We start from the raw sequence: 22,225 nt of genomic DNA on the forward strand, positions 1-22,225 counted from the left end.
GCGGAGGGCTTGCATGACCGTCTCACGCAGGCTGCTCGTTGAATTGTTCTTGGGATTGTTCCTGCTGCTGCCGTCATTGGCATCAGCGCAGAATTTCCCGGCCAAGCCGATCAAGCTCATCGTGCCGTTCCCGGCCGGCGGGCCCAACGACATCATCGCGCGGGTGATCGGCCAGCGCATGTCCGAGCTGTCAGGACAGCCGGTGGTGATCGACAATCGTGGCGGCCAGGGCGGCGTGCTCGGCACGGATGCCGTCTCCAAGGCCGCGCCCGACGGCTACACCATCGCGATCTCCTCGGCCGGCGCGCTCGCGATCAGCCCGAGCATGGAGAAGGTGGCCTATGACACGCTGACCGACCTCACGCCGGTGACGCTGGTTGCGACCGTGCCGGAAATGCTGGTGGTCGCGACCAATGTCCCCGTCAAGGACATCGGCGAGCTGATTGCGCTCGCCAAGGCGCAGCCGGGAAAGCTCAACTTCGCCTCCTCCGGCCCCGGCAGCCTGCCGCATCTCGCCGGCGAATTGTTCAAGCTGACGGCCAAGATCGACATCGTGCACGTGCCCTATCGCGGCGCAGCGCCGGCGGTGAATGATCTGTTGGGCCAGCAGGTCCAGATGACGTTCCTCGATCTCCCCGTGCTGTTGCCGCAGGTCAAGGCCGGCGCGTTGCGGCCGATCGCGGTCGGCTCGGCCGAGCGCGCGCCGACCGCGCCGGAGGTGCCGACCACGGCGGAAGCGGGCCTGCCGCAGCTGCGCATCGAGAACTGGTACGGCATGGTCGCGCCGAAGGGCACACCGAAGGAGATCGTCGCCGCGCTGCATGGCCTGGCAACGAAGGCAATGGCAGATCCGGCGGTGAAGGAGAAGCTCGCCGCCCAAGGCGCGACGCTGATCGGCGATGAGCCCGAGCATTTTCGCAGCTTCATCGCCGACGAGACCAAGAAGTGGGCGAAGGTGATCAAGGACGCCGGGATCGAGACGGCGAAGTAGCGCTGTTCTTACCCTCCCCTGGAGGGGGAGGGTCGATCGCGCGAAGCGCGAGCGGGGTGGGGTGATCTCTCCACACGGCCACTGTCCGACGCAGAGAGACCGTCACCCCACCCCGTCTCACATTTCGCTACGCTCAATGTGAGCCGACCCTCCCCCTCCAGGGGAGGGTAAGCGTAGCCCCTTCACACCGCCGCCGCCCTTAAATGCTCCACCAGCATCTTGGCCGGCCTTGGCAGCGTCTTGAAGCTGCGCGCGCAGATCACGAGCTTCCGGTTGGCGAAAGCATCGCGCAGGCGGACCATGGCAATCGGCATCGTCTTGGCGCAGCGGCGGGCGGCGGCTTCGGGCACGAGCGCCACGCCGACATCGGCGGCGACCATCTGGCAGATCGCATCGAAATCGCGCAGGCGCGCGCGGAAATGTGGGCGCATGCCGAGCCGGGCCGCGTGCTTCGAGATGTGCATTTGAAGCGCGGTGGCGCTGGTCAGGCCGACGAAGTCGCAGGCCCCCGCCTCCTGAAAGTCGATCTGGCGACGGCCGGCGAACGGGCCGCGGCGCGACGTCACCAGCGTCAACCGATCCTCGCTGAAGCGGAAACGCTCGATATGCTCGGGCAGCGCGTGCTCGGCGGCAAAGCCGAGATCGGCAGCGCCCGCGGTGATCGCCGCCGCGATGTCGGTGCTCTCGCGCTCCTCGATGTCGATCGCGACGTCACGATGCTCGCGCAGGAAGCCGGCCAGCGCCTTCGGCAGGTGCTCCGAGAGCCCTGAGGTGTTGGCGAGAAAATGCACGCTGGCGCGCACGCCGCTGGCAAAGCCGGCGAGATCGCCGCGCATGGCGTCGATCTGGTGGATGACGAGGCGCGCGTGATCGAGCAGGCTCTCGCCGGCCGCGGTCAATTCGACGCCGCGGCGCCCGCGCTTGAGCAGCGCGACACCAAGCGCGTCCTCGAGCCCCTTGATGCGCGCGCTGGCCGAGGCCAGCGCCAGGTGCGAGCGCTCCGCGCCGCGGGTGATGCTGCGCTGGTCGGCGACCGCGATGAAGAGCTGGAGGTCGACGAGATCGAAGCGCATGACGGGTTTCTCTCAACCTTATTGTTTGAGCATGATCTTGTCGGAAAACCGCTGCGCACTTTGCGCTAACGCGGCCCTCCGGGTCCGGATCATGCCCTAGCCTTCGTTCAGAACGAAGGCTGTCTCCGTAACCTCCAGATTGTGTCGGCGCGCGGCCTCGGTCAATGTGCAGATATGTTCGACCCGCTCCTCTTTGTCATCGCCGCCGTCTTCCTGATCGCCGGATTCGTCAAGGGCGTGGTCGGGCTCGGTTTGCCAACCGTGTCCATCGGCCTGCTCGCGGTGAGCATGGCGCCCAGCCGCGCGATCGCCATCGTGATCGTGCCCGCCATCGTCACCAACATCTGGCAGACCTTCGTCGGCCCTCACTTGCGCGACATCCTGAGGCGGCTGTGGCCGCTGATGATCGGCACCGTGATCGGATGCTGGCTCAATGCCGGCGCGCTGACCGGCCCTCATGCGCGCTACGGCACGATCGTGCTCGGCGCCCTGCTCGTCATCTACGCCGTGATCGGCCTGAACAAATTCCACTTCCGCGTCGCGCCTGAGAACGAGAGATGGGTCGGCGGCGTGGTCGGTGTCGTCACCGGTGTGATCTCGGCCTCGACAGGCGTGCAGGTGATCCCCTCGATGCCTTTCATGCAGGCGATCGGCATGGAGAAGGACGAGTTGGTGCAGGCGCTCGGCGTGTTCTTCACGACGGCGACGCTGGCGCTCGCCTTCAACCTGACCGCCGGCGGATTGCTGACGCCGGCCAATGCCGTGCCCGGCGCCGTCGGCCTTGCCATGGCCTTTGCCGGCATGTTCATCGGCCAGTCAGTGCGGGCGCGGATGCCGGCGGAAGCGTTTCGCCGCTGGTTCCTGATCGCGATGATTTTGCTGGGCCTCTATCTCGCCGGCAGCGCGCTGCTGAAGGAAATCGCCTGAAGGCTCAGGAAATCGATATGGGCTGTGACGCTCCGTTCACCTCTCCCGTAGGGAGAGGTGCGCGCCCCCGCGACACCTAATAGTGACTACCGCGTCTCCAGCATGGCGACGCGGATGCCGAGATAGATGAAGAGGCCGCCGAGCGCGCGGTTGACCCAGGCGATCACCCCCTCGGAGCGCCGCAAGCGATGGGCGGCCCTGGCCGCGAACGCGGCCAGCACCAGGCACCACAGCGTGCCCGTGCCGATGAAGATCAGGCCGAGTGTCAGGAAGGCGAGCGGTTTATGAGGCGCATCGGCTGCGACGAATTGCGGCAGGAACGCCAGGAAGAACAGCGCGACCTTGGGATTGAGCGCATTGGTGAAGACGCCCTGGAGGAACACCCGCCGCAGCGAGCTCCGCACGGGTTCGTCGATGGCCGAGGCCAGCGCCGGGCGCGACCACAGCATCTGAAGTCCTGTGACGACGAGATAGGCCGCGCCGACCAGCTTCAGGATCGAAAACGCGGTCGATGAGGCCATCAGCAGGGCCGAAAGGCCGATCGCAGCGGCCGTGACGTGGAAAAAGCAGCCGCAACTGATGCCGAACACAGCGGCGGCCCCACCCCGCCAGCCCATCTGCATGCTGCGTCCGATCACATAGACGGTATCAGGGCCCGGCGTGATGTTGAGCAGCACGCCCGACAGGATGAAGAGCCAGATTTCGTGAATGCCCAGCATGTGAGGTCCCCGCGTCGGCCTTGAGGCGGCATATTCGGTTCGCCCCTCCCCGTCCACTGCCGCAAATGCGTGGGATTTACCTCGAATTTGCAATGCGGATCATACTTTCGCGCCGCCTTATCTGCTCTATAAAGGCAGGGTTCTTGAAATGCGGGATTCGAGGCGACGGCCACGCCGTGGCCGGTCGCAGATCCGTTGGAGCTCCTGGGATATGGAAAGACGTCTGGCTGCCATCGTCTGCGCCGATGTCGCCGGCTATTCGCGCATGATGGGCAGCGACGAGGCCGGCACCCATGCCGCGTTCAAGGCCCATCGCAGCGCGATCCACCCCATCATCCTCAATCACGGCGGCCGCGTCGTGAAGAACACCGGCGACGGCTTCCTGCTCGAGTTTGCCTCGATCGTCGGCGCCACCGAAGCCGCGATGGCGATGCAGACGCTGATGGCGGAGCGCAACCGGCATCTACCCGCGGACCGCGCCATGCAGTTCCGGCTCGGCATCCACATGGGCGACGTCATCGCCGACGAGGACGAAGTGTTCGGTGACGATGTCAACATCGCCGTCCGCCTGGAATCGGTGGCGAGCCCCGGCGGCTTCGCCATCTCGGCCAAGGCCTATCGCGAGGCGAGCAAGCATCTCACCGTGCCGCTCACCGATGCCGGCAACCATCGCTTCAAGAACATCAAGGATGCGGTCGGGGTCTGGACCTGGACGCCCGAGGGCGCGCCGGCACTCGCGCCCGAGCTGAGGGAGGCGTCCGCTCTCTCACAGCAGTACCGCACCGCGATCGTCGGCGTGCTGCCCTTCGCCAATCTCAGCGATGCCCAGGACGAATATTTCTCCGACGGCCTGACCGAGGATTTGATCCACGCGCTGTCGCTGCAATCCTTCTATCGCGTGCTCAGCCGCAACTCGACCTTCGCTTTCAAGGGCAGGAACATCAGCACGCGGCTGATCGCGCGCGAGATCGACGCCACCTATCTGATCCAGGGCTCGGTGCGACGCGCCGGCGCCAAGATCCGCGTCACCGCCGAGCTGATCGCGCCGGAGACCGGCGAGCAGCTCTGGACCGGCCGCTACGACCGCGACATCGGCGACCTGTTCGCGATGCAGGACGAGATCACCACCAACCTGTCCGCCGCCATCGCCACCGAGATCGTCCGCGCCGAGGCCTCGGCGCCGGCGCGGCTCTCGACCGACGTGAGCGCCTGGGACCGCTTCCTCAAGGGGCTGTCGCACTACTACCGGCAGACCAAGGAGGATTTGGCCGCCGCCGTCGACCTGTTCCGCGAGGCCATCCGGCTCGATCCCAAGCTGTCGATCGCGCACGCCTATCTCGCCACGATCCAGATCCAGAGCATCCAGTTCGGCTGGATCAAGGGCACGCGGGAGATGTGGGCCGAGGCGATGAACCTCGCCGAGACCAGCGTCAGGCTCGACCCGCGTTCCTCCTTCGCGTTTTCGATCCTGTCCTGGGCCCATGCGATGGAAGGGCATTACGAGGCCGCGATGGACGCCGCCAAGCGCGCGGTCGCGCTCAACCCCTACGACAACGGCGCGCGCGGCGTGCTCGGCATCTGCCATTTCGTCATCGGCGAGCACCGCGAGGCGATCGAGCTGTTCTCGATGGCGGCGCAGCGCGACAACAGCGACCCGCGCTACCAATGGGCGGCGCTGAACGCCTTCAGTCACTACCTGTTGCGCCAATATGACGCGACCCTGTCATGGGCCCGCGAGCAGCTCTACATCAACCCGAACCACATGCAGGCGCTGGCGATCCGCGCCGCGGCATTGGCTCAAATGGGACGAAGCGGCGAGGCGAGCGAGGCCGTCGGCGTGCTGATGGGGAATTATCCAACCCTGAATGCCGACAGGCACTTGCGCAACTTCCACTGGAAGCGGCCCGAGGACATCGCCCATTACCGCGAGGGTCTGCTGAAGGCCGGCGTGCCGCTCGGCAAGCTGACCCTGGTGCAGAGCGACGTCAAACGCGCAGCCGAGTCCTGAACGGGCCTGCTGCGGTCCCGCCCTTCGCGGCAAGCTGCTCGCGCCCGCTGTTGTTGACAGGACAGTGAAATCAGCCACACTTCATCACACGCTGAAGTAGTATAGTCTGCTGTCGATTTGTTAGGACTTTCCGCGCTTGATCGGCGCGTCTTTTTTGCGATTCGCTGTTTTCAGGATTTGGGCCATGCATGACCGCGCTTCGAAGCCGCCCTTCGACCCCTCGATTCAGGTCTCGCCGAACAATCCCTGTCCATTCCTGCGCGGCCTCGTCGGCGAAGGCTTCGTCGATGGCGGGACCGTCCCGCTCCGGACGCTGTCACAGACCATCGCGAATGCAAGCGGCGAGACGGGGGTGAAGAAGATTTCGGCCCGCATCCAGGTCCGCGGCGTCGCGCTGATTGCCAACGGCGCCTGTCACATCCTGCAAAGCATCTTTTGGGGCGCGCAGCTCAATATGTTGCGCGGCGGCCCGCTCGACAAGCTCGGTGCCGGCTCGCGCATCCTCGGCGTCGACGGTCGCGTCAACGAGGACGAGATCGCGCGGCTCGCCAGTTTCGGCGGCACCTATACCGATCCCGATGGCGCCGGCACCGAGACCGGGCTCAACGCCTCGCAAATCCAGACCTTCATGAAGGACAACCTCAAGCGCGCTGGCAATCAATCGCGCTGGTACTACCCGATCCTGATGAAGTTCGAATGGCCGATCCTGCTCAAGATCATGGGCAAGGGTCAGGGTGATGACCGCTATCTCAGCGTGGCCGAGGTGAGGACATTGTTCAACGAGCGCAAATTCCCTGACAGGATCACCCAGCGAGTTGTCAGCCAGCCCGTCACCCCGCCCTCACTGATCTCGCGCGCTGCCGGCGGACTCGTCGCCGCGCTCCTCGTCTTTGGCATCGTGGCGCTGCGTTTTCCGGATCAATTCCAGCCCATGCTGCCCGGCATTCTCGGGGACCTGGTGGCGCCGCCATTGCCCGAGCACGTCGAACCCCGGGCCGCGTACTGGCTCGAGCAGAACTGGGCGCTGGAGGACCGGCACTGGTTTCATCACGCCAGCCAGGGCACCGCGACCTTCCCGGTGCCCTATCGCTGGTTCATGGCGCTCGAGCAGCCGCGGCTTCATTTCTTCGCAAAGCCCGGCATGCTGCATGACAGCGACCATCTGCAGCGCTTCGGCTTCATCCCGAGCCCGCAGACGATCAACACCGACGACGCCACGCTGCGCCAATTCGGCTATGCCAACGTCTACGACAAGACGAAGCCGGTGCCGGCGCGGCTCTGGGATCCGCCGGTGAACTGGGGTGCCGAGGCCGAAAACGTCGACGGCCTGCCCGTCGGCTTTGCGCGCATGACCGGCGTCCCCGATCCTGCGACCGGCCAGATCGGCGAGGACCGGATCGGCCTGACCTGTGCCGCCTGCCACACCGGCCAGATCCACTACAAGGGCATCGACATCCGTTTCGACGGCGGCCCCGCGATGACCGACCTGAGGAAGCTCGAGGTCACGACGGGCCTGTCGATCGCCTACACGCTGTTCGTGCCAGGCCGCTTTACGCGCTTCGCCGACCGCGTGCTCGGCGCCTCCGCCAGCGATGCGGACCGCGATGCGCTGAAGCAGAAGCTACGCGCGATCAGCACGTTCCTGATCGACTGGGAGAAGACCTACGCGAAAACCATCGACGGCAAGACGAGGTTCAACGAGAAGACGAAGCGGCAAGAGAAGCAGCAGGACACGGAGGAAGGATACGGCCGTCTCGACGCGCTCAACCGCATCGGCAATCAGGTGTTCGCCCAGGACATGACGCTCAGCGGCCTCAGCGGCTTCGAAAAGAATCTGCATGCCAAGGATGCGCCGGTCAGCTTCCCGCCGATCTGGACCGTGCCGTGGCTCAAATTCGCGCAATATGACGCGTCCATCGAACAGCCGCTGATCCGTAACGCCGGCGAAGCGCTGGGCGTGACCGCGCTGCTGAATCTGTCCGACACTACTCCCAAAGACAGGCTGTTTCGCTCGTCGATGGATATCAAGAATCTGAACTGGATCGAGGATCTGCTGAAGGGGTCGCCGCCCTATCCGAAAAAGCAGCTCTCCGGACTGACGTCGCCGAAATGGCCGTCGGATATCTTCGGCGATGATGCCTGGAGGATCGATGGCGACCGCGTCAAACGTGGCCGCAAGCTCTATGCGGAGATCTGCGTCGAATGCCATCTCGGGCCGGTCAACGATCCCGTGTTCGACGCCGAATTTCCGGCCCAGAGCATCTGGTCCTCCTCACGATGGGAAACCATCGGCGACGACAAATTCCTGAACGAGGTCCAGAAAAGCGCCAAAGGCATGGGGACCGACCCGGCTCAGGCCGGCGTGCTGGCGACGCGCACGGTTCAGGTGCCGGGTTTCCTACAGCCCGATCCCACTCAGAAGCTCAATGCCTGGTGGAGCTGCAATCTGCCGGATATTTCTTCGACCGACATGCCATACTCGCTCGGCCTGATGGTGCTCGTGGACATCGTCGCCCGCAAGGCGATGGACGATGCCAAGATCGAGCCGAAGGTTCAGCAAGCCTGGTGGGGTAAGCGCAAGAACTGCCCCAATCCCGGTCCGCAGCCGCCCGATAAAGAGGAGCGGGGGCCCTGGTATCGCGCGCGCCCGCTCAACGGCGTCTGGGCCACCGCGCCTTACCTGCACAACGGATCGGTGCCCTCGCTCTACTGGATGCTGAGCCCCGCGGCCGAGCGCCCGAAATCGTTCTGCATGGGTGGTGGTCGCGACTACGATCCGAAGCAGGTCGGCTTCGCGGTCGCCGACGGCGAGAGCTGCAAGACCGGGCAGTCGCGCTTCTCGACGCGGGCGTCTGACGGCACCGAGTTGTTCGGCAACAGCAATGCCGGTCACTCGTTCGACGGCACGCCGGGGCCGGGCAAGGACGGCACCATCGGCCGCGTGCTGAAGGAGCAAGAGCGTTACGACCTGATCGAGTATTTGAAGACGCTGTAGCGCCTTTTTCCTTCGCCTCTCCCCGCGCTTGTCCGCCGAAGCTTCAGCGAAGGCGGATGCGGGGACAGGCATCCACGCGTCATTGCGAGCGCAGCGAAGCAATCCAGACCGTCTCCGCGGAGGCAGTCTGGATTGCTTCGTCGCATCAGCGCAAAATTGCTACGCAATTTTGTCGCGAGCTCCTCGCAATGACGGAGAATGAGGACTCTTCGCGAGTCCCACTGCCACCTTCCCCGCAGCGTCACCCCTCACTTGAACAGCGGCGTGCCCGGCACGAAGGCGTCGAAGGCGGCCCAGAACTGGGAGCGGTAGCGGTCCTGCTCCTGGAGGATCTCGTGCTTCGAACCCGCGATGACGAGATGCGAGCCGGCGCGCAAATGATAGGCGAACTCCTCGATCGCGGCGGTCGAGACCACGGTGTCGCTGGAGGCAGCCAGCATCAGGATCGGCTGGCGGATCTCTGACGGATATTTCAGGCGCTTGAAGGTTTGCATCGCGCTGAAGGCAGCGTCGGCCCAGGCCACCGTCGGTGACGCCAGCCCCAGCGTCGGATCCTCCTCCAGGATCGCGGCATTGCGCGCATAGCGCACGGGATCGCTGGTGAGGGGATTGTTGATGAAGGGATCGAGCCCGGTGATGCGGCTGCTGCCGCCGGGGACATAACGGCCGCCCTGCCCGAACAGGCGCATCGCCTTGAGCAGCGCGCGGGCCGGAAACGACGTGGTGCGGCCAGGCAGGTCGATCATCGGCGCCGACAGCACCATGCGATCGAACCAGCGCTTGCCCGCGTGCGCGACCCGCAGCAGCACCGTGCCGCCCATCGAATGGGCGAGCGCGAAGAACGGCGGCGGACAATCCGGCAGCACCACCTGCTGCACGAAGGTCTCGACGTCGATCTCGAAATCGGCGAAGTCGCGCACATAGCCCTTGCGCGGATCGCGCAGGCGGCGCGAGGAATGGCCCTGCCCGCGCCAGTCGATCATCGCCACCGCAAAGCCGCGGTCGCGCAGGTCGCGCACCGTCTCGAAATATTTCTCGATCTGCTCGCTGCGCCCGGTGAAGACGCAGACCGTGCCCTTGCGGCCCGCCGGCGGCGCCCAGCGCGCAAAGCGCAGCTCGGCGCCATCGGGGGTCTTGATGGTGCCGCTGACGACGTTTTCGGGGACGGGATTGGACGGGATCGAGACCAGCGTCATAGGCGGCAAGTACTGCAAATCAAGGGGCTAAAGCGCCGAAAAGGCGCAAATGCCGCCCTCTTGAACGCCGTCTCGTTCCACCCATATCATTTTCGTGCAGGCCGCTACCAGTGTTTCGGAACCGGAACATCAGGCTGCACACAGACGAAAGCCCGGCCCGATTGGCGGGCGGGTTACCCAAACAGTCGCTCAATGGAGGACTTGACCATGCGTAGCTATGATCTCACCCCGTTCTATCGTTCCACCGTCGGCTTCGACCGCCTCTTTAGCCTGCTCGACCAGGCCGGCTCGGACGGCAGCCCCGGTTATCCCCCCTACAACATCGAGCGCACCGGCGAGAACGCCTACCGCATCACCGTTGCGGTCTCCGGCTTCGCCAAGGACGAGCTCTCCATCGTCGCGAAGGAAAACACGCTGACGATCAAGGGCGAGAAAGTCGCCAACGAGAACTCGAAGTCCGAAGTGCTCTACCGCGGCATCGCCGCGCGCGCCTTCGAGCGTGCCTTCCAGCTTGCCGATTTCGTGCAGGTGAAGGACGCCTCGCTCGAGAACGGCCTGCTTCACGTTGACCTCGTCCGCGAGATTCCCGAGGCCAAGAAGCCGCGCCAGATCGCGATCAACACCAGCGCCCCGAAGGCGCAGGTGATCGAGAGCTCGGCGCAAGCCGCCTAACGCACTCACGCCGCTTCCGAGTTGCGAAAACGCCCCGGTGCCCCGGGGCGTTTTTTTACGCGCTGTCGTCCTGGCGAAGGCCAGGACCCATTACCCCAGGGAGACGTTTGGCGAAGACTGGTCGTTCGGTACGAACACCTCACCCCAACCGATAGACCTCGCGGTATGGATCCTGGCTTTCGCCAGGACGACACCGTGAGTGTGGCCCGAGGCTCGGCCTCACAGGCATCAATTAAGCGCGCCTACTCCAAACCCTGCGCCGCCGGCATCTCTTGGGTCGGCAGGATCGTTGCCGCCGGTTTGGCCTGGACGGTTGAAGCAGTAGCTTCGGCGGGCTTGGCCTGGATGGCCGCGGTCTGCTGCGCCTGTGCCTGCGGCGCCTGAGCCTGCTGCGGCGCGGGTTCGGCCGGCTTCGCCGCTACCACCGGCACAGCCCCGCGCGGCGGGGCGGCCTTGGGCAGCGGCACGGCGCGGCTTGCCACATGCGGGATTGAAGCCGGCGGGCGCGGCGGGCTGCTGCGAATCACGGTCGGCGGCGGCAGCGCGCTTTGCGGGCCGTAAGGCGCGACCGCGCGCTCGTCATCGGCGGGCGCCATGCCGTAGGCGTCAGCGGCGGGCATGAAGCGGATGATCCGCCCGTCGCGAGCGTCGATCACCAGCCGGCCATCGTCGCCACGATGGTCGATCACCGCAATGGTGTAGACGCTGCCGCGCAGGCGCGGGATGCCGAGCGGCGAGAAGCCATTTTCGCGCAGCACCGCATAGACCTCAGTCGACGGCAGCAGCCCCGGGGCCGGACCGCGCTCCTCGTAGCCGTAACGCGGCGGCGGGGGCGGCGCGGCCTCTGGCGGCGCGTAGGGCCCGTCGAAATCCGACACTCCGATAACGGCCCCTCTCGCGATACCGTTGGCGGGGACCTGCGCGTGCCCCGCACTTGCAGCCAGCACCAGCGCGGCGGCAGCCACACATCCTGTGAAAAACTTCATGGTCGAGACGCTCCTGTCAGGCCCTCCGATGGCCGCCCTCTTTCGCTTCTCGCGGCGTGGCGCGCCTTCCGAAGGGTTGATCCGAAGCTTCATTGGGGATTTCGGCGCCCGCGGGGCCGGATCAGGGCGCGTTTGCTTCAAAACCGGGGCTGCGCAACTTTTGGAAAGCGATTGATTGACATATCGGGAATCGGGACTTCCGCGCGCTTGTGTGCTAGACAAAAATTTGGCAAGGTGATGGTTAGGACAGGAAAGCTGTCTCAATTTTTGCTTGCGGTTCCGGCATAGGGATTGCAGCGAGAACTGGTGCTCTCGAGCGCCGGGAAGGTACCAGGCCAAGCCGTTCTCGGGGACGAAGAACGCCTAGGCCTGAATTTAAGAAAATGCGGCTCGCAGCGGACGAGCGGTGACCCAGAGGCGGGTGCCGCGGAACGCCCAAGGTGCGCCGAAGATGGCGGTGAGGCACCTTGCCGCATGGAGAGGACAGGACAATGAACGGGTCGCAATTCGAGCGCGCAAACATCGTGGCAGAACAGCTGTCGGCGACGGTCGCCTCGAAAACGACCGATCCGATTCAGGAGCACAATTCGCGCCCCAAAGCCGAAGGCCTTTACGATCCCGCCCTCGAGAAGGATTCCTGCGGCGTCGGCTTCATCGCCAACATCAAAGGCAAGAAGTCGCGCGAGATCGTCTCGGACGCGCTCAGCATCCTCTGCAATCTCGAGCATCGCGGCGCGGTCGGCGCCGACCCGCGCGCCGGTGACGGTGCCGGCATTTTGGTGCAGATCCCGCACGCCTTCTTCAGCCGCAAGGCCGGGGAGCTCGGCTTCAAGCTGCCGGCGCCCGGCGAATACGCCGTCGGCGCGCTGTTCATGCCGCGCGACACCGCCTGGCGCAACGTCATCAAGAGCATCATCGCCGACCAGATCAAGGAAGAGGGCCTGACCCTGCTGGGCTGGCGCGACGTGCCGACCGACAACTCCTCTCTCGGCGTCACCGTGAAGCCGACCGAGCCCGCCTGCATGCAGGTGTTCATCGGCCGCAACGGCACCGCCAAGACCGAGGACGAGTTCGAGCGCCGGCTCTACATCCTGCGCAAGTCGATCTCGCAGGCGATTTACCTGCGCCGCGACCGCGGCCTTGCGGGCTACTATCCGTGCTCGATGTCGTGCCGCACCGTGATCTACAAGGGCATGTTCCTGGCCGACCAGCTCGGCAAGTACTATCCGGATTTGCACGAAAAGGACTTTGAGAGCGCGCTCGCACTCGTTCACCAGCGCTTCTCGACCAATACCTTCCCGGCCTGGTCGCTGGCGCATCCCTATCGCATGATCGCGCATAACGGCGAGATCAACACGCTGCGCGGTAACACCAACTGGATGGCGGCGCGCCAGGCTTCGGTGAGCTCCGAGCTCTACGGCAAGGAGATCAACCGGCTCTGGCCGATCTCCTACGAGGGACAGTCGGACACCGCCTGCTTCGACAACGCGCTCGAATTTCTGGTGCAGGGCGGCTACTCGCTGCCGCACGCCGTCATGATGATGATTCCGGAGGCGTGGGCCGGCAATCCCTTGATGGATGAGAAGCGCCGCGCCTTCTACGAATATCACGCCGCGCTGATGGAGCCGTGGGACGGTCCCGCCGCGATCGCCTTTACCGACGGCCGCCAGATTGGCGCCACGCTCGACCGCAATGGCCTGCGGCCCGCGCGCTATCTCGTCACCAAGGACGACCGCATCGTGATGGCGTCCGAGATGGGCGTGCTGACGATCCCTGAGGACCAGATCATCACCAAGTGGCGCTTGCAGCCCGGCAAGATGCTGCTGGTCGATCTCGAGCAGGGCCGCCTGATTCCGGACGACGAGATCAAGGCCGAACTCGCCAAGAGCCATCCCTACAAGGAGTGGCTGGAGCGGACCCAGATCGTGCTGGAAGAGCTGCCGAAGGTGCCGATCACCGGCGTGCGCTCCAACCTGTCCCTGCTCGATCGCCAGCAGGCGTTCGGCTACAGCCAGGAAGACATCACCATCCTGATGACGCCGATGGCGGCCACGGGCGAGGAAGCCGCGGGCTCGATGGGCAACGACACGCCGATCTCGGCGCTGTCGCACAAGGCCAAGCCGCTGTTCACCTACTTCAAGCAGAACTTCGCGCAGGTCACCAACCCGCCGATCGATCCGATCCGCGAGGAGCTGGTGATGAGCCTGGTCTCCATCATCGGGCCGCGACCGAACCTGTTCGATCTGCAAGGAATGGCCACGACCAACCGCCTCGAAGTGCGCCAGCCGATCCTGACGGACGCGGATCTGGAAAAGATCCGCTCGATCTCGGAGGTGGCCGACACGCACTTTAAGTCGCGCACGCTCGACACCACCTTCCACGCCGGTCTCGGCGCGGCCGGCATGGACCAGGTGCTCGACGAACTCTGCGCGCGCGCCGAAAGCGCAGTGCGCGAGGGCGTCAACATCATCATCCTGTCCGACCGCATGGTCGGCACCGACCGGGTGCCGATCCCGTCGCTGCTGGCCTGCGCCGCCGTGCATCATCACCTGATCCGCACCGGCCTGCGCACCTCGGTCGGCCTCGTCGTCGAATCCGGCGAGCCGCGCGAAGTGCATCACTTCGCCTGCCTTGCCGGCTACGGTGCTGAAGCGATCAATCCCTACCTCGCGTTCGAGACCATCATCGCGATGAAGGACCGGCTGCCCGGCTCGCTCGACGATTACGAGATCGTCAAGCGCTACATCAAGTCGATCGGCAAGGGCCTGCTCAAGGTGATGTCCAAGATGGGCATCTCGACCTACCAATCCTATTGCGGCGCGCAGATCTTTGACGCGGTCGGCCTCAAAGCGGATTTCGTCGCAAAGTTCTTCGCCGGCACGCACACCCGCGTCGAGGGCGTCGGTCTTGCCGAGATCGCGGAAGAGGCGGTGCGCCGTCATGCCGACGCATTCGGCGAGGCTCAGGTCTACAAGAGCGCGCTCGACGTCGGCGGCGAATATGCCTATCGCAGCCGCGGCGAGGACCATGCCTGGACCGCCGAGTCGGTGTCGCTGCTCCAGCACGCCGCGCGCGGCAATTCGCAGGAGCGCTACCGCGCCTTCGCCAAAATCCTCAACGAGCAGTCGGAGCGCCTTTTGACGCTGCGCGGCCTGTTCCGGCTCAAGAACGCGGAGGAGGAGAAGCGCAAGCCGATCCCGCTCGACCAGGTCGAGCCGGCCAAGGAGATCGTCAAGCGCTTCGCCACGGGCGCGATGAGCTTCGGCTCGATCTCGCGCGAGGCGCACACCACGCTCGCGATCGCCATGAACCGGATCGGCGGCAAGTCGAACACCGGCGAAGGCGGCGAGGAAGCCGACCGCTTCAAGCCGATGCCGAACGGCGATTCCATGCGCTCGGCGATCAAGCAGGTCGCCTCGGGCCGCTTCGGCGTCACCACGGAGTATCTCGTCAACTCCGACATGATGCAGATCAAGATGGCGCAGGGCGCCAAGCCCGGCGAAGGCGGCCAGCTGCCCGGCCACAAGGTCGACGCGACCATCGCCAAGGTCCGGCATTCGACGCCGGGCGTCGGCCTGATCTCACCGCCGCCGCACCACGACATCTACTCGATCGAGGATCTGGCGCAGCTCATCTACGACCTCAAGAACGTCAACCCGACTGGCGACGTCTCGGTCAAGCTCGTCTCCGAGATCGGCGTCGGCACCGTGGCTGCGGGCGTCGCCAAGGCGCGCGCCGACCATGTCACCATCGCGGGTTTCGAGGGCGGCACCGGCGCTTCGCCGCTGACCTCGATCAAGCATGCCGGCTCACCCTGGGAGATCGGCCTCGCCGAGACCCACCAGACGCTGGTGCGCGAGCGGCTGCGCAGCCGCATCGTGGTCCAGGTCGACGGCGGCTTCCGCACCGGACGCGACGTCGTGATCGGCGCGCTGCTGGGTGCCGACGAGTTCGGCTTCGCCACTGCGCCCTTGATCGCGGCCGGCTGCATCATGATGCGCAAATGTCATCTCAACACCTGCCCGGTCGGCGTCGCGACGCAGGATCCGGTGCTGCGCAAGCGCTTCACCGGTCAGCCCGAGCACGTGATCAACTACTTCTTCTTCGTCGCGGAGGAAGTCCGCGAGATCATGGCTTCGCTCGGCTTCCGCACCTTCAACGAGATGGTCGGCCAGGTGCAGCTGCTCGACCAGACCAGGCTGGTCGCGCATTGGAAGGCCAAGGGCCTCGACTTCTCAAAGCTGTTCGTCAAGCAGAAGGAAGAGAAGGGCCAGAAGATCTATCACTCCGAGCGTCAGAACCATCATCTGGAGGCGGTACTCGACCGCACGCTGATCGAGAAGGCGACGCCTGCGCTCGACCGCGGCGCGCCGGTCAAAATCGAAGCTGCGATCAACAGCACCAACCGTTCCGCCGGCGCCATGCTGTCGGGTGCGGTCGCCAAGATCTACGGCCATGCCGGTCTGCCGCACGACACCATCCATGTCAGCCTCAAGGGCACCGCCGGCCAGGCGTTCGGCGCCTGGCTCGCCCACGGCGTCACCTTCGAGCTCGAGGGTGAGGGCAACGACTATGTCGGCAAGGGCCTCTCGGGCGGCAAGATCATCGTCAAGCCACCGAAGAACTCTGCGATCGTGCCGGAAGAGAGCATCATCGTCGGCAACACCGTGATGTACGGCGCTATCGAGGGCGAGTGCTACTTCCGCGGCATCGCCGGCGAGCGCTTTGCCGTGCGCAATTCGGGGGCGGTGGCGGTGGTCGAGGGCGCGGGCGATCATTGCTGTGAATACATGACCGGCGGCATCGTCGTCGTGCTCGGCAAGACCGGGCGCAACTTCGCGGCCGGCATGTCCGGCGGCATCGCCTATGTGCTGGACGAGGCCGGCGATTTCGACCGGCTGTGCAACCTGTCGATGGTCGAGCTCGAGCCGGTGCTGTCGGAAGAGATGATCGCCCAGAGCGCCTACAACCAGTTCGGTGACCTCGAGGCGCACGGCCGGGTCGACGTGTTCAAGAACCTGCTCGCCTCCGACGTCGAGCGGCTGCACGTGCTGATCTCGCGCCATGCCAAGGCGACCGGCTCCAAGCGCGCCGCCGACATCCTGGCCAATTGGAAGGACTGGCTGCCCAAATTCCGCAAGGTGATGCCGGTCGAGTACCGGCGCGCGCTGCGCGAAATGGCCGCCAACGCGGACGCCGAGCCGAAGATCGCGATCGGGGCGTAAGGCATCACACCCCGTCATTGCGAGCGAAGCGAAGCAATCCAGACTTTCTTCCTTGATGCAGACTGGATTGCTTCGTCGCTTTGCTCCTCGCAATGACGGTTGAGGAAACAACAGACGAATTAGCCGGCAGGGACTACGGGTTTAATGGGCAAGATCACGGGTTTTCTCGAAATCGAACGGCATGACCGCAAGTACACCCCGGTCGCCGAGCGCGTGAAGCATTACAACGAGTTCGTCGTTCCCCTTTCCGAGAGGGAGGTGCGCGACCAGGCCGCGCGCTGCATGAACTGCGGCATTCCCTATTGCCACGGCACCGGCTCGGTCGCGCCTGGCACGCCCGGCTGCCCGGTCAACAACCAGATCCCGGACTGGAACGATCTCGTCTATCAGGACAACTGGCAAGAAGCCTCGCGCAACCTGCACTCGACCAACAATTTCCCGGAGTTCACGGGACGCATCTGCCCGGCGCCGTGCGAAGCGTCCTGCACGCTCAACATCGACGACAACCCCGTCACCATCAAGACCATCGAATGCGCGATCGTCGACCGCGCCTGGGACAATGGCTGGCTGAAGCCGGAAGTGGCGACCGAGAAGACCGGCAAGAAGGTCGCGGTGATCGGCTCGGGTCCCGCCGGCATGGCCTGCGCGCAGCAGCTCGCCCGCGCCGGCCACGACGTGCATCTGTTCGAGAAGTACGCCAAGGCCGGTGGCCTGCTGCGCTACGGCATCCCCGACTTCAAGATGGAGAAGGGCATCATCGACCGCCGCGTCAAGCAGATGGAAGCCGAGGGCGTCACCTTCCACTACAACAGCCATGTCGGCGCTGACGGCAATGTCGATCCGCGCGAGATGCTGAACGAGTACGACGCCGTCGCCCTGACCGGCGGCGCGGAAGCTCCGCGCGACCTGCCGATCCCCGGCCGCGACCTCCAAGGCATTCACTACGCCATGGACTTCCTGCCGCAGCAGAACCGCCGCGTCTCCGAGGAGCCGCTCGGCGGCGTCCAGGAGATCTTGGCCGGCGGCAAGCATGTCGTCGTCATCGGCGGCGGCGACACCGGATCCGACTGCATCGGCACCTCGCTGCGCCAGGGCGCGCTGTCGGTGACCCAGCTCGAGATCATGCCCGCTCCCCCTGAGCGCGAGAACAAGGGCCTGACCTGGCCGAACTGGCCGCTCAAGATGCGGACGTCCTCCAGCCAGGCCGAAGGCGCGATCCGCGAATACGCCGTGCTGACGCAGAAGTTTTCCGGCGAGAACGGCAAGGTCAAGAAGCTGCACTGCGTGCGCGTCGACGACAAGTTCAAGCCGATTGCCGGCACCGAGTTCGAGCTCGACGCCGAGCTCGTCCTGCTCGCGATGGGCTTCGTCCATCCCGTGCACGAGGGCCTGCTCAAGATGCTCGCCGTCGACCTCGACCCGCGCGGCAACGTCAAGGCCAACACGCTCGATTACCAGACCTCGCGCCCGAACGTGTTCTCCGCCGGCGACATGCGCCGCGGCCAGTCGCTGGTGGTGTGGGCCATCCGCGAGGGGCGGCTGTGCGCACAGTCGATCGATACGTTCCTGATGGGGAAGACGGATTTGCCGCGGTAGCAGCTGTCGTCCTGGCGAAAGCCAGGACCCATACCGCGGAATCTATCCAGGGCAGACGGTACTCATCCCGAACGACCAGTCGTCGCCAAACCACTCCTTGGGGTAATGGGTCCTGGCTTTCGCCAGGACGACGACTGAGAGCTTGGCAGCGCCGATGACCACCGGGCCACGCGCCGCCTAATTCTGCAGCCTCACCCCCAGCATCACCACCGTTCCCGATGAGCTTGCCCCCGCGACATTCGAATCCAGAATGTCGTGGCGCAGCGTGCCCTTGATCCAGATGTTGCGGTTGAGCTTGTAGATCAGATTGCTCTCGAGCGAGTAGGTCTTGTCGTTGCGATTCTGGTTCTGATAGTCGAGCGTGCCGTAGGTGAACTTGCCGACGGCGGTGAGCCAGCGGCGGAAGTCGTGGTCGACCTCGGCCGAATAGGTGCGCACCAGGACGCCGGAAGAGCCGGGAATCGTGGTCTCGGCGATCTGCGTGTCGGTGAAGAACTTCACCGTGGTGAGGCCGCTCGCATTCCAGATCAACGAGCCCGTGGTGAGGAAGCCCGAGAGCTGGCTGAGGCGCGGGTCGACATAGTTGCGCGCGGAATAGCCGACCGAGATTTCGCCGGTGAGGATGCGCGAGAACTCGAAGGACGAGCCGACCTTGGCATAGCCGCCGTTTGAATCGCGGAAGTAGCCGTTGCGGTCGGCGGCCTGGTCGTGGACGCGGGTGTCGCCCTGGATTTCCACGAACGGCTTGAGGCCCGGCTTCAGATCGTAGGAGAACCGCCCCACGCCGCCATACTGATTGAAGTCGCGATCGGTATTGGCAGAGGTCGAGCCGTCGGTGAGCTTTGAATCGGTGTAGGCGGTGCGATCGACGGTGGCGCCAGCCGCGACCTGGAAGCGATTGAAAGTCTGGTCGAAGCCGACGGTGGCGCCGTAGGCGGCGTAGACAGGGTATTTCTGCAGGCCGGCCTGCACGTTCGGGCTGCCGGGATTGTCGGTGGCGAGCCGCAGGCGGAGTTGCGAGGTCAGCTTGAAATCGCGGGTGACGTCGACGCGGCCGTCGACATGGCCGGTGAAATCGGGGCGGTCGACCTCGACCGGCGACGGCGAAGGGAAGCCGTTGATCGTCGCCGGCATGTTGTTGGTGTAGCCCGAGAACGAGCCGCGCAGATCAGCAACCAGCGCGTGGCGCTCCCAGTCGGACACCACGAGGAGATCAGGCGCGACCACATAGGCTGGCGAGCCGACCGGCTTGTTGAGGCGCGCGGGGTTGGTGTCGTAGCCGGTAGACAGTTCTAGCCCGCCCTTGATCAGGAAGCTGCCGGCATAGTCGCCGACCGCGCCGAACGGATCCTCATCCAGCTTGAGACGACGGCGCAGCGGCTGGCCGGGCACGTTGCCCGCCATCGCCGGCGGCACCGGCGTCCTGTGCGCGGTCTCGGACGGCGGCGGCGCGATGCGCGGCGGGGCGAGCGTTCGCTCCGGCGTTGCCGGCGCTACCTTTGAGCCGGGACCGACCGGGCGCTTCGGCTTGGGCTGTCCGGGATAGAGCTTCGGTTGCTGCCGTTTGCGGTTGAGCGAGTCGTAGCCGGAGCCGCTCGCGCCGTTGGCGGCGGGCAGGCCGTAGGTCGGGACCGGATTGCTCGAGCCTTGGCCGGCGCGCGGAGCTGCCGGCGGCTGCTGGCGCCTGCGCGGATCGTTGGGATCGGGCAGCGTCGGCAGCGCATCCGACGGCGCCTGCGGCACGCCGGCGGTGCGGCGCGTCGGCAGCGTCTCGGGCGAGGCGAAGCCGCCGCGGTTGGGATTGAACAGGTCAGGCGTGAGGCTCTGGGCGCCCGCCGGCGCGCTCTCGAAGGCCGTCAGCATGAGGCACGGCAAAGCGGCGCGCAGGAAATGCGCGCGTTTGCTCCGGCCGATGCCTGGAGACGACCCCACGATGGAAGAACTCCAACGAAATCAAACACTTTCACGACGGCCTCCCATCGGTTGGCGGGAACCATCGTTAATGGAGTTAAAACAATTATGGTTAATGACCCGTTGAGGGGTTCGGGGGCCGCGTCGCCTCCACGGCCGCGGCGTGCTAAGCAGGCGCCAACGGGCGAACGCCCCTCCTCCCTGGACCTGAACATGCCGAGTTCGAAACCGCTGATGACCGCATCATCCGGCTCCATCCCTGATAGCGTCGAATCCGCGCTCCGCACGCTGGAGACGGAGAGCGGCGGCATCAACGCGCTTGCCGCCGCCCTGCGCGGCCCGCTGGGTGCGGCATTTGCGAGAGCGGTCGACCTGATCCGCAACGCCAAGGGCCGCGTCATCGTCACCGGGCTCGGCAAGTCAGGCCATATGGGCCGCAAGATCGCGGCGACGCTGGCCTCGACCGGCACGCCCGCCTTCTTCGTGCACACAGCCGAAGCCGGCCATGGCGATCTCGGCATGATCACGCCCGACGATGTCATCATGGCGCTGTCCTGGTCCGGCGAGCAGCCGGAGATGAAGAACCTCGTGAATTATTCGGCGAGGTTCGCGATTCCCATGATCGCGGTGACCTCGAACGCGGCGTCCTCGCTGGGACAAGCCGCCGATCTCGTGATCGAGCTGCCGAAGGCGCGCGAAGCCTGCCCGCACAATCTGGCGCCCACCACCTCGACGCTGATGCAGGCCGCGATCGGCGACGCCATCGCGATCGCGCTGCTCGAAGGCCGCGGCTTCACTGCGCTGGAGTTCGCGCATTTCCACCCCGGCGGCAAGCTGGGGGCTATGCTGAAATTCGTCCGCGACTACATGCGCACCGGCACGGAAATTCCGGTCAAGCCGCTCGGCACCAAGATGTCGGACGCCGTGGTCGAGATGTCGGCCAAGGGACTGGGCTGCGTCTGCATCGTCAACGATGCAGGCGCCATCGCAGGCATCATCACCGACGGCGACCTGCGCCGCCACATGCGCCCCGACCTGCTGACCGCGACGGTCGACGAGATCATGACGAGGGAGCCGAAGACGGTGCCGCCCTCGATGCTCGCGACCGAGATGATCGAGGTGCTGAACACGCGCAAGATCACCACGCTGGTCGTCACCGAGGCCGACAAGGTGGTCGGTATCGTGCATCTGCACGATCTGTTGCGGGCGGGCGTTGCGTAGGGCGCACACTCTCTCCACTCGTCATTGCGAGCGCAGCGAAGCAATCCAGGATCTCTCCGCGGAAAGATTCTGGATTGCTTCGTCGCAAGAGCTCCTCGCAATGACGGCGGTTAGAGCGGTGCCGGAAACCGCGCCGCATGCTCCTCCAACGGCAGCCTTAAACCGTTCGCCAGATACGACACCGTGCGGTAGAAGCCGCACAACAGCATGATCTCCAGGATCTGCGCCTCGTCGTAATGCGCCGACAGCGCGGCAAACTCGGCCTCATCCAACGTCGCACGGTGATGCAGCGCGTCGACGGCGGCGATCAGCGCCTGCTCGGCCACCGACCAGCACGGCGACGTCGCATCGCCCAGCACGGTCGCGCGTAATTCATCCTCGGTGAGCTTTGCCGGCCCCGCAAAGATCGCGACATGCACGCCCCATTCGTACTCGCATTGGTTCAGCGCGCAGGTACGGTCGATGACGATCTCGCGTTGGCGCAGCGCGAGCGGGCCGGGATCGAGCAGGCCGCCGGCGCGAAACTTGTCCCAGGCGCGGCCGTGGCCTGCCATCACCCGGAACAGCAGCAGCGGCGGGGCGCCGCGCATGATGCGGTCGAACTGCGCCTGGATCTCCGGGGGATAAGGCGGATCAAGCGGCGCCAGACGCGGCATCGGCTGGGACATGGGCCGTCTCCTTTGCTACAATTATTGTAGCAAAACG

General features: G+C 65.3%; 14 protein-coding genes. 8 read left to right on the forward strand and 6 right to left on the reverse strand.

The window, feature by feature from the left end:
* The first annotated feature begins 13 nt into the window (after positions 1-13).
* Positions 14-991 carry a Bug family tripartite tricarboxylate transporter substrate binding protein gene (locus tag ACR9YP_RS40100; protein ID WP_474218671.1) on the forward strand — a complete coding sequence of 326 codons (978 nt, stop codon included), beginning with the start codon at positions 14-16 and terminating at the stop codon, positions 989-991.
* A gap of 182 nt (positions 992-1,173) precedes the next feature.
* On the opposite strand, the gene ACR9YP_RS40105 is transcribed toward ACR9YP_RS40100, so the two are convergent.
* Positions 1,174-2,064: a LysR substrate-binding domain-containing protein gene (locus ACR9YP_RS40105; RefSeq protein WP_474218672.1), complete on the reverse strand. Its 891-nt coding sequence runs from the start codon at positions 2,062-2,064 to the stop codon at positions 1,174-1,176.
* 174 nt (positions 2,065-2,238) lie between these two features.
* On the opposite strand from ACR9YP_RS40105, the gene ACR9YP_RS40110 reads away from it, so the two are divergent.
* On the forward strand, positions 2,239-2,991 hold the full coding sequence (locus ACR9YP_RS40110; protein ID WP_474218673.1) for a sulfite exporter TauE/SafE family protein: 753 nt from the start codon (positions 2,239-2,241) through the stop codon (positions 2,989-2,991).
* Positions 2,992-3,077: 86 nt separating this feature from the next.
* Here the strand turns inward: ACR9YP_RS40110 and ACR9YP_RS40115 are convergent, their stop codons facing one another.
* Positions 3,078-3,710, reverse strand: coding sequence for a LysE family translocator (locus ACR9YP_RS40115; protein WP_438105513.1), 633 nt, complete (start codon positions 3,708-3,710; stop codon positions 3,078-3,080).
* Positions 3,711-3,921: 211 nt separating this feature from the next.
* On the opposite strand from ACR9YP_RS40115, the gene ACR9YP_RS40120 reads away from it, so the two are divergent.
* Entirely contained in the window at positions 3,922-5,718 is a 1,797-nt protein-coding gene (locus tag ACR9YP_RS40120) for an adenylate/guanylate cyclase domain-containing protein (protein ID WP_438105514.1), read from the forward strand.
* A 184-nt stretch (positions 5,719-5,902) separates the two neighbouring features.
* A complete protein-coding gene (locus ACR9YP_RS40125; RefSeq protein ID WP_474218674.1) occupies positions 5,903-8,713 on the forward strand; it encodes a di-heme-cytochrome C peroxidase in 2,811 nt (936 codons plus the stop codon).
* 248 nt (positions 8,714-8,961) lie between these two features.
* On the opposite strand, the gene ACR9YP_RS40130 is transcribed toward ACR9YP_RS40125, so the two are convergent.
* Complete coding sequence (locus ACR9YP_RS40130) at positions 8,962-9,909, reverse strand: alpha/beta fold hydrolase (RefSeq protein ID WP_474218675.1); 948 nt, start codon at positions 9,907-9,909, stop codon at positions 8,962-8,964.
* 207 nt (positions 9,910-10,116) lie between these two features.
* Between ACR9YP_RS40130 and ACR9YP_RS40135 the strand changes: the two genes are divergently transcribed.
* The gene (locus ACR9YP_RS40135) at positions 10,117-10,581 is read left to right on the forward strand and encodes an Hsp20 family protein (protein WP_165405838.1); all 465 of its coding nucleotides are present in this window, start codon (positions 10,117-10,119) and stop codon (positions 10,579-10,581) included.
* Between the two features lie 242 nt (positions 10,582-10,823).
* On the opposite strand, the gene ACR9YP_RS40140 is transcribed toward ACR9YP_RS40135, so the two are convergent.
* On the reverse strand, positions 10,824-11,567 hold the full coding sequence (locus tag ACR9YP_RS40140) for a hypothetical protein (RefSeq protein WP_438105515.1): 744 nt from the start codon (positions 11,565-11,567) through the stop codon (positions 10,824-10,826).
* Between the two features lie 491 nt (positions 11,568-12,058).
* Between ACR9YP_RS40140 and gltB the strand changes: the two genes are divergently transcribed.
* Together gltB and ACR9YP_RS40150 are read left to right on the forward strand one after the other, a co-directional pair.
* Positions 12,059-16,792, forward strand: coding sequence for a glutamate synthase large subunit (gene gltB / locus ACR9YP_RS40145; protein WP_474218676.1), 4,734 nt, complete (start codon positions 12,059-12,061; stop codon positions 16,790-16,792).
* 144 nt (positions 16,793-16,936) lie between these two features.
* Positions 16,937-18,388 carry a glutamate synthase subunit beta gene (locus ACR9YP_RS40150; protein WP_474218677.1) on the forward strand — a complete coding sequence of 484 codons (1,452 nt, stop codon included), beginning with the start codon at positions 16,937-16,939 and terminating at the stop codon, positions 18,386-18,388.
* A gap of 177 nt (positions 18,389-18,565) precedes the next feature.
* Here ACR9YP_RS40150 and ACR9YP_RS40155 read toward each other — a convergent pair whose 3' ends face one another.
* Positions 18,566-20,320 (reverse strand): outer membrane beta-barrel protein, encoded by a 1,755-nt coding sequence (locus ACR9YP_RS40155; RefSeq protein ID WP_370986452.1) that lies wholly within the window; start codon positions 20,318-20,320, stop codon positions 18,566-18,568.
* Between the two features lie 192 nt (positions 20,321-20,512).
* Here ACR9YP_RS40155 and ACR9YP_RS40160 point away from each other — a divergent pair, with 192 nt between their 5' ends.
* Entirely contained in the window at positions 20,513-21,520 is a 1,008-nt protein-coding gene (locus ACR9YP_RS40160) for a KpsF/GutQ family sugar-phosphate isomerase (RefSeq protein ID WP_474218678.1), read from the forward strand.
* Positions 21,521-21,630: 110 nt separating this feature from the next.
* Here the strand turns inward: ACR9YP_RS40160 and ACR9YP_RS40165 are convergent, their stop codons facing one another.
* Complete coding sequence (locus ACR9YP_RS40165) at positions 21,631-22,188, reverse strand: carboxymuconolactone decarboxylase family protein (RefSeq protein ID WP_474218679.1); 558 nt, start codon at positions 22,186-22,188, stop codon at positions 21,631-21,633.
* Positions 22,189-22,225: the final 37 nt, after the last annotated feature.

It is taken from the genome of Bradyrhizobium sp. BR14999, from assembly GCF_056106085.1.

Excerpts from the sequence above, each read along its gene's own strand:
- ACR9YP_RS40135 (WP_165405838.1), top strand. The coding sequence starts at position 10,117 with ATGCGTAGCTATGATCTCACCCCGTTCTATCGTTCCACCGTCGGCTTC.
- gltB (WP_474218676.1), top strand. The coding sequence starts at position 12,059 with ATGAACGGGTCGCAATTCGAGCGCGCAAACATCGTGGCAGAACAGCTG.
- ACR9YP_RS40160 (WP_474218678.1), top strand. The coding sequence starts at position 20,513 with ATGCCGAGTTCGAAACCGCTGATGACCGCATCATCCGGCTCCATCCCT.
- ACR9YP_RS40140 (WP_438105515.1), bottom strand. The coding sequence starts at position 11,567 with ATGAAGTTTTTCACAGGATGTGTGGCTGCCGCCGCGCTGGTGCTGGCT.
- ACR9YP_RS40150 (WP_474218677.1), top strand. The coding sequence starts at position 16,937 with ATGGGCAAGATCACGGGTTTTCTCGAAATCGAACGGCATGACCGCAAG.
- ACR9YP_RS40165 (WP_474218679.1), bottom strand. The coding sequence starts at position 22,188 with ATGTCCCAGCCGATGCCGCGTCTGGCGCCGCTTGATCCGCCTTATCCC.
- ACR9YP_RS40105 (WP_474218672.1), bottom strand. The coding sequence starts at position 2,064 with ATGCGCTTCGATCTCGTCGACCTCCAGCTCTTCATCGCGGTCGCCGAC.
- ACR9YP_RS40115 (WP_438105513.1), bottom strand. The coding sequence starts at position 3,710 with ATGCTGGGCATTCACGAAATCTGGCTCTTCATCCTGTCGGGCGTGCTG.
- ACR9YP_RS40110 (WP_474218673.1), top strand. The coding sequence starts at position 2,239 with ATGTTCGACCCGCTCCTCTTTGTCATCGCCGCCGTCTTCCTGATCGCC.
- ACR9YP_RS40120 (WP_438105514.1), top strand. The coding sequence starts at position 3,922 with ATGGAAAGACGTCTGGCTGCCATCGTCTGCGCCGATGTCGCCGGCTAT.
- ACR9YP_RS40130 (WP_474218675.1), bottom strand. The coding sequence starts at position 9,909 with ATGACGCTGGTCTCGATCCCGTCCAATCCCGTCCCCGAAAACGTCGTC.
- ACR9YP_RS40100 (WP_474218671.1), top strand. The coding sequence starts at position 14 with ATGACCGTCTCACGCAGGCTGCTCGTTGAATTGTTCTTGGGATTGTTC.
- ACR9YP_RS40125 (WP_474218674.1), top strand. The coding sequence starts at position 5,903 with ATGCATGACCGCGCTTCGAAGCCGCCCTTCGACCCCTCGATTCAGGTC.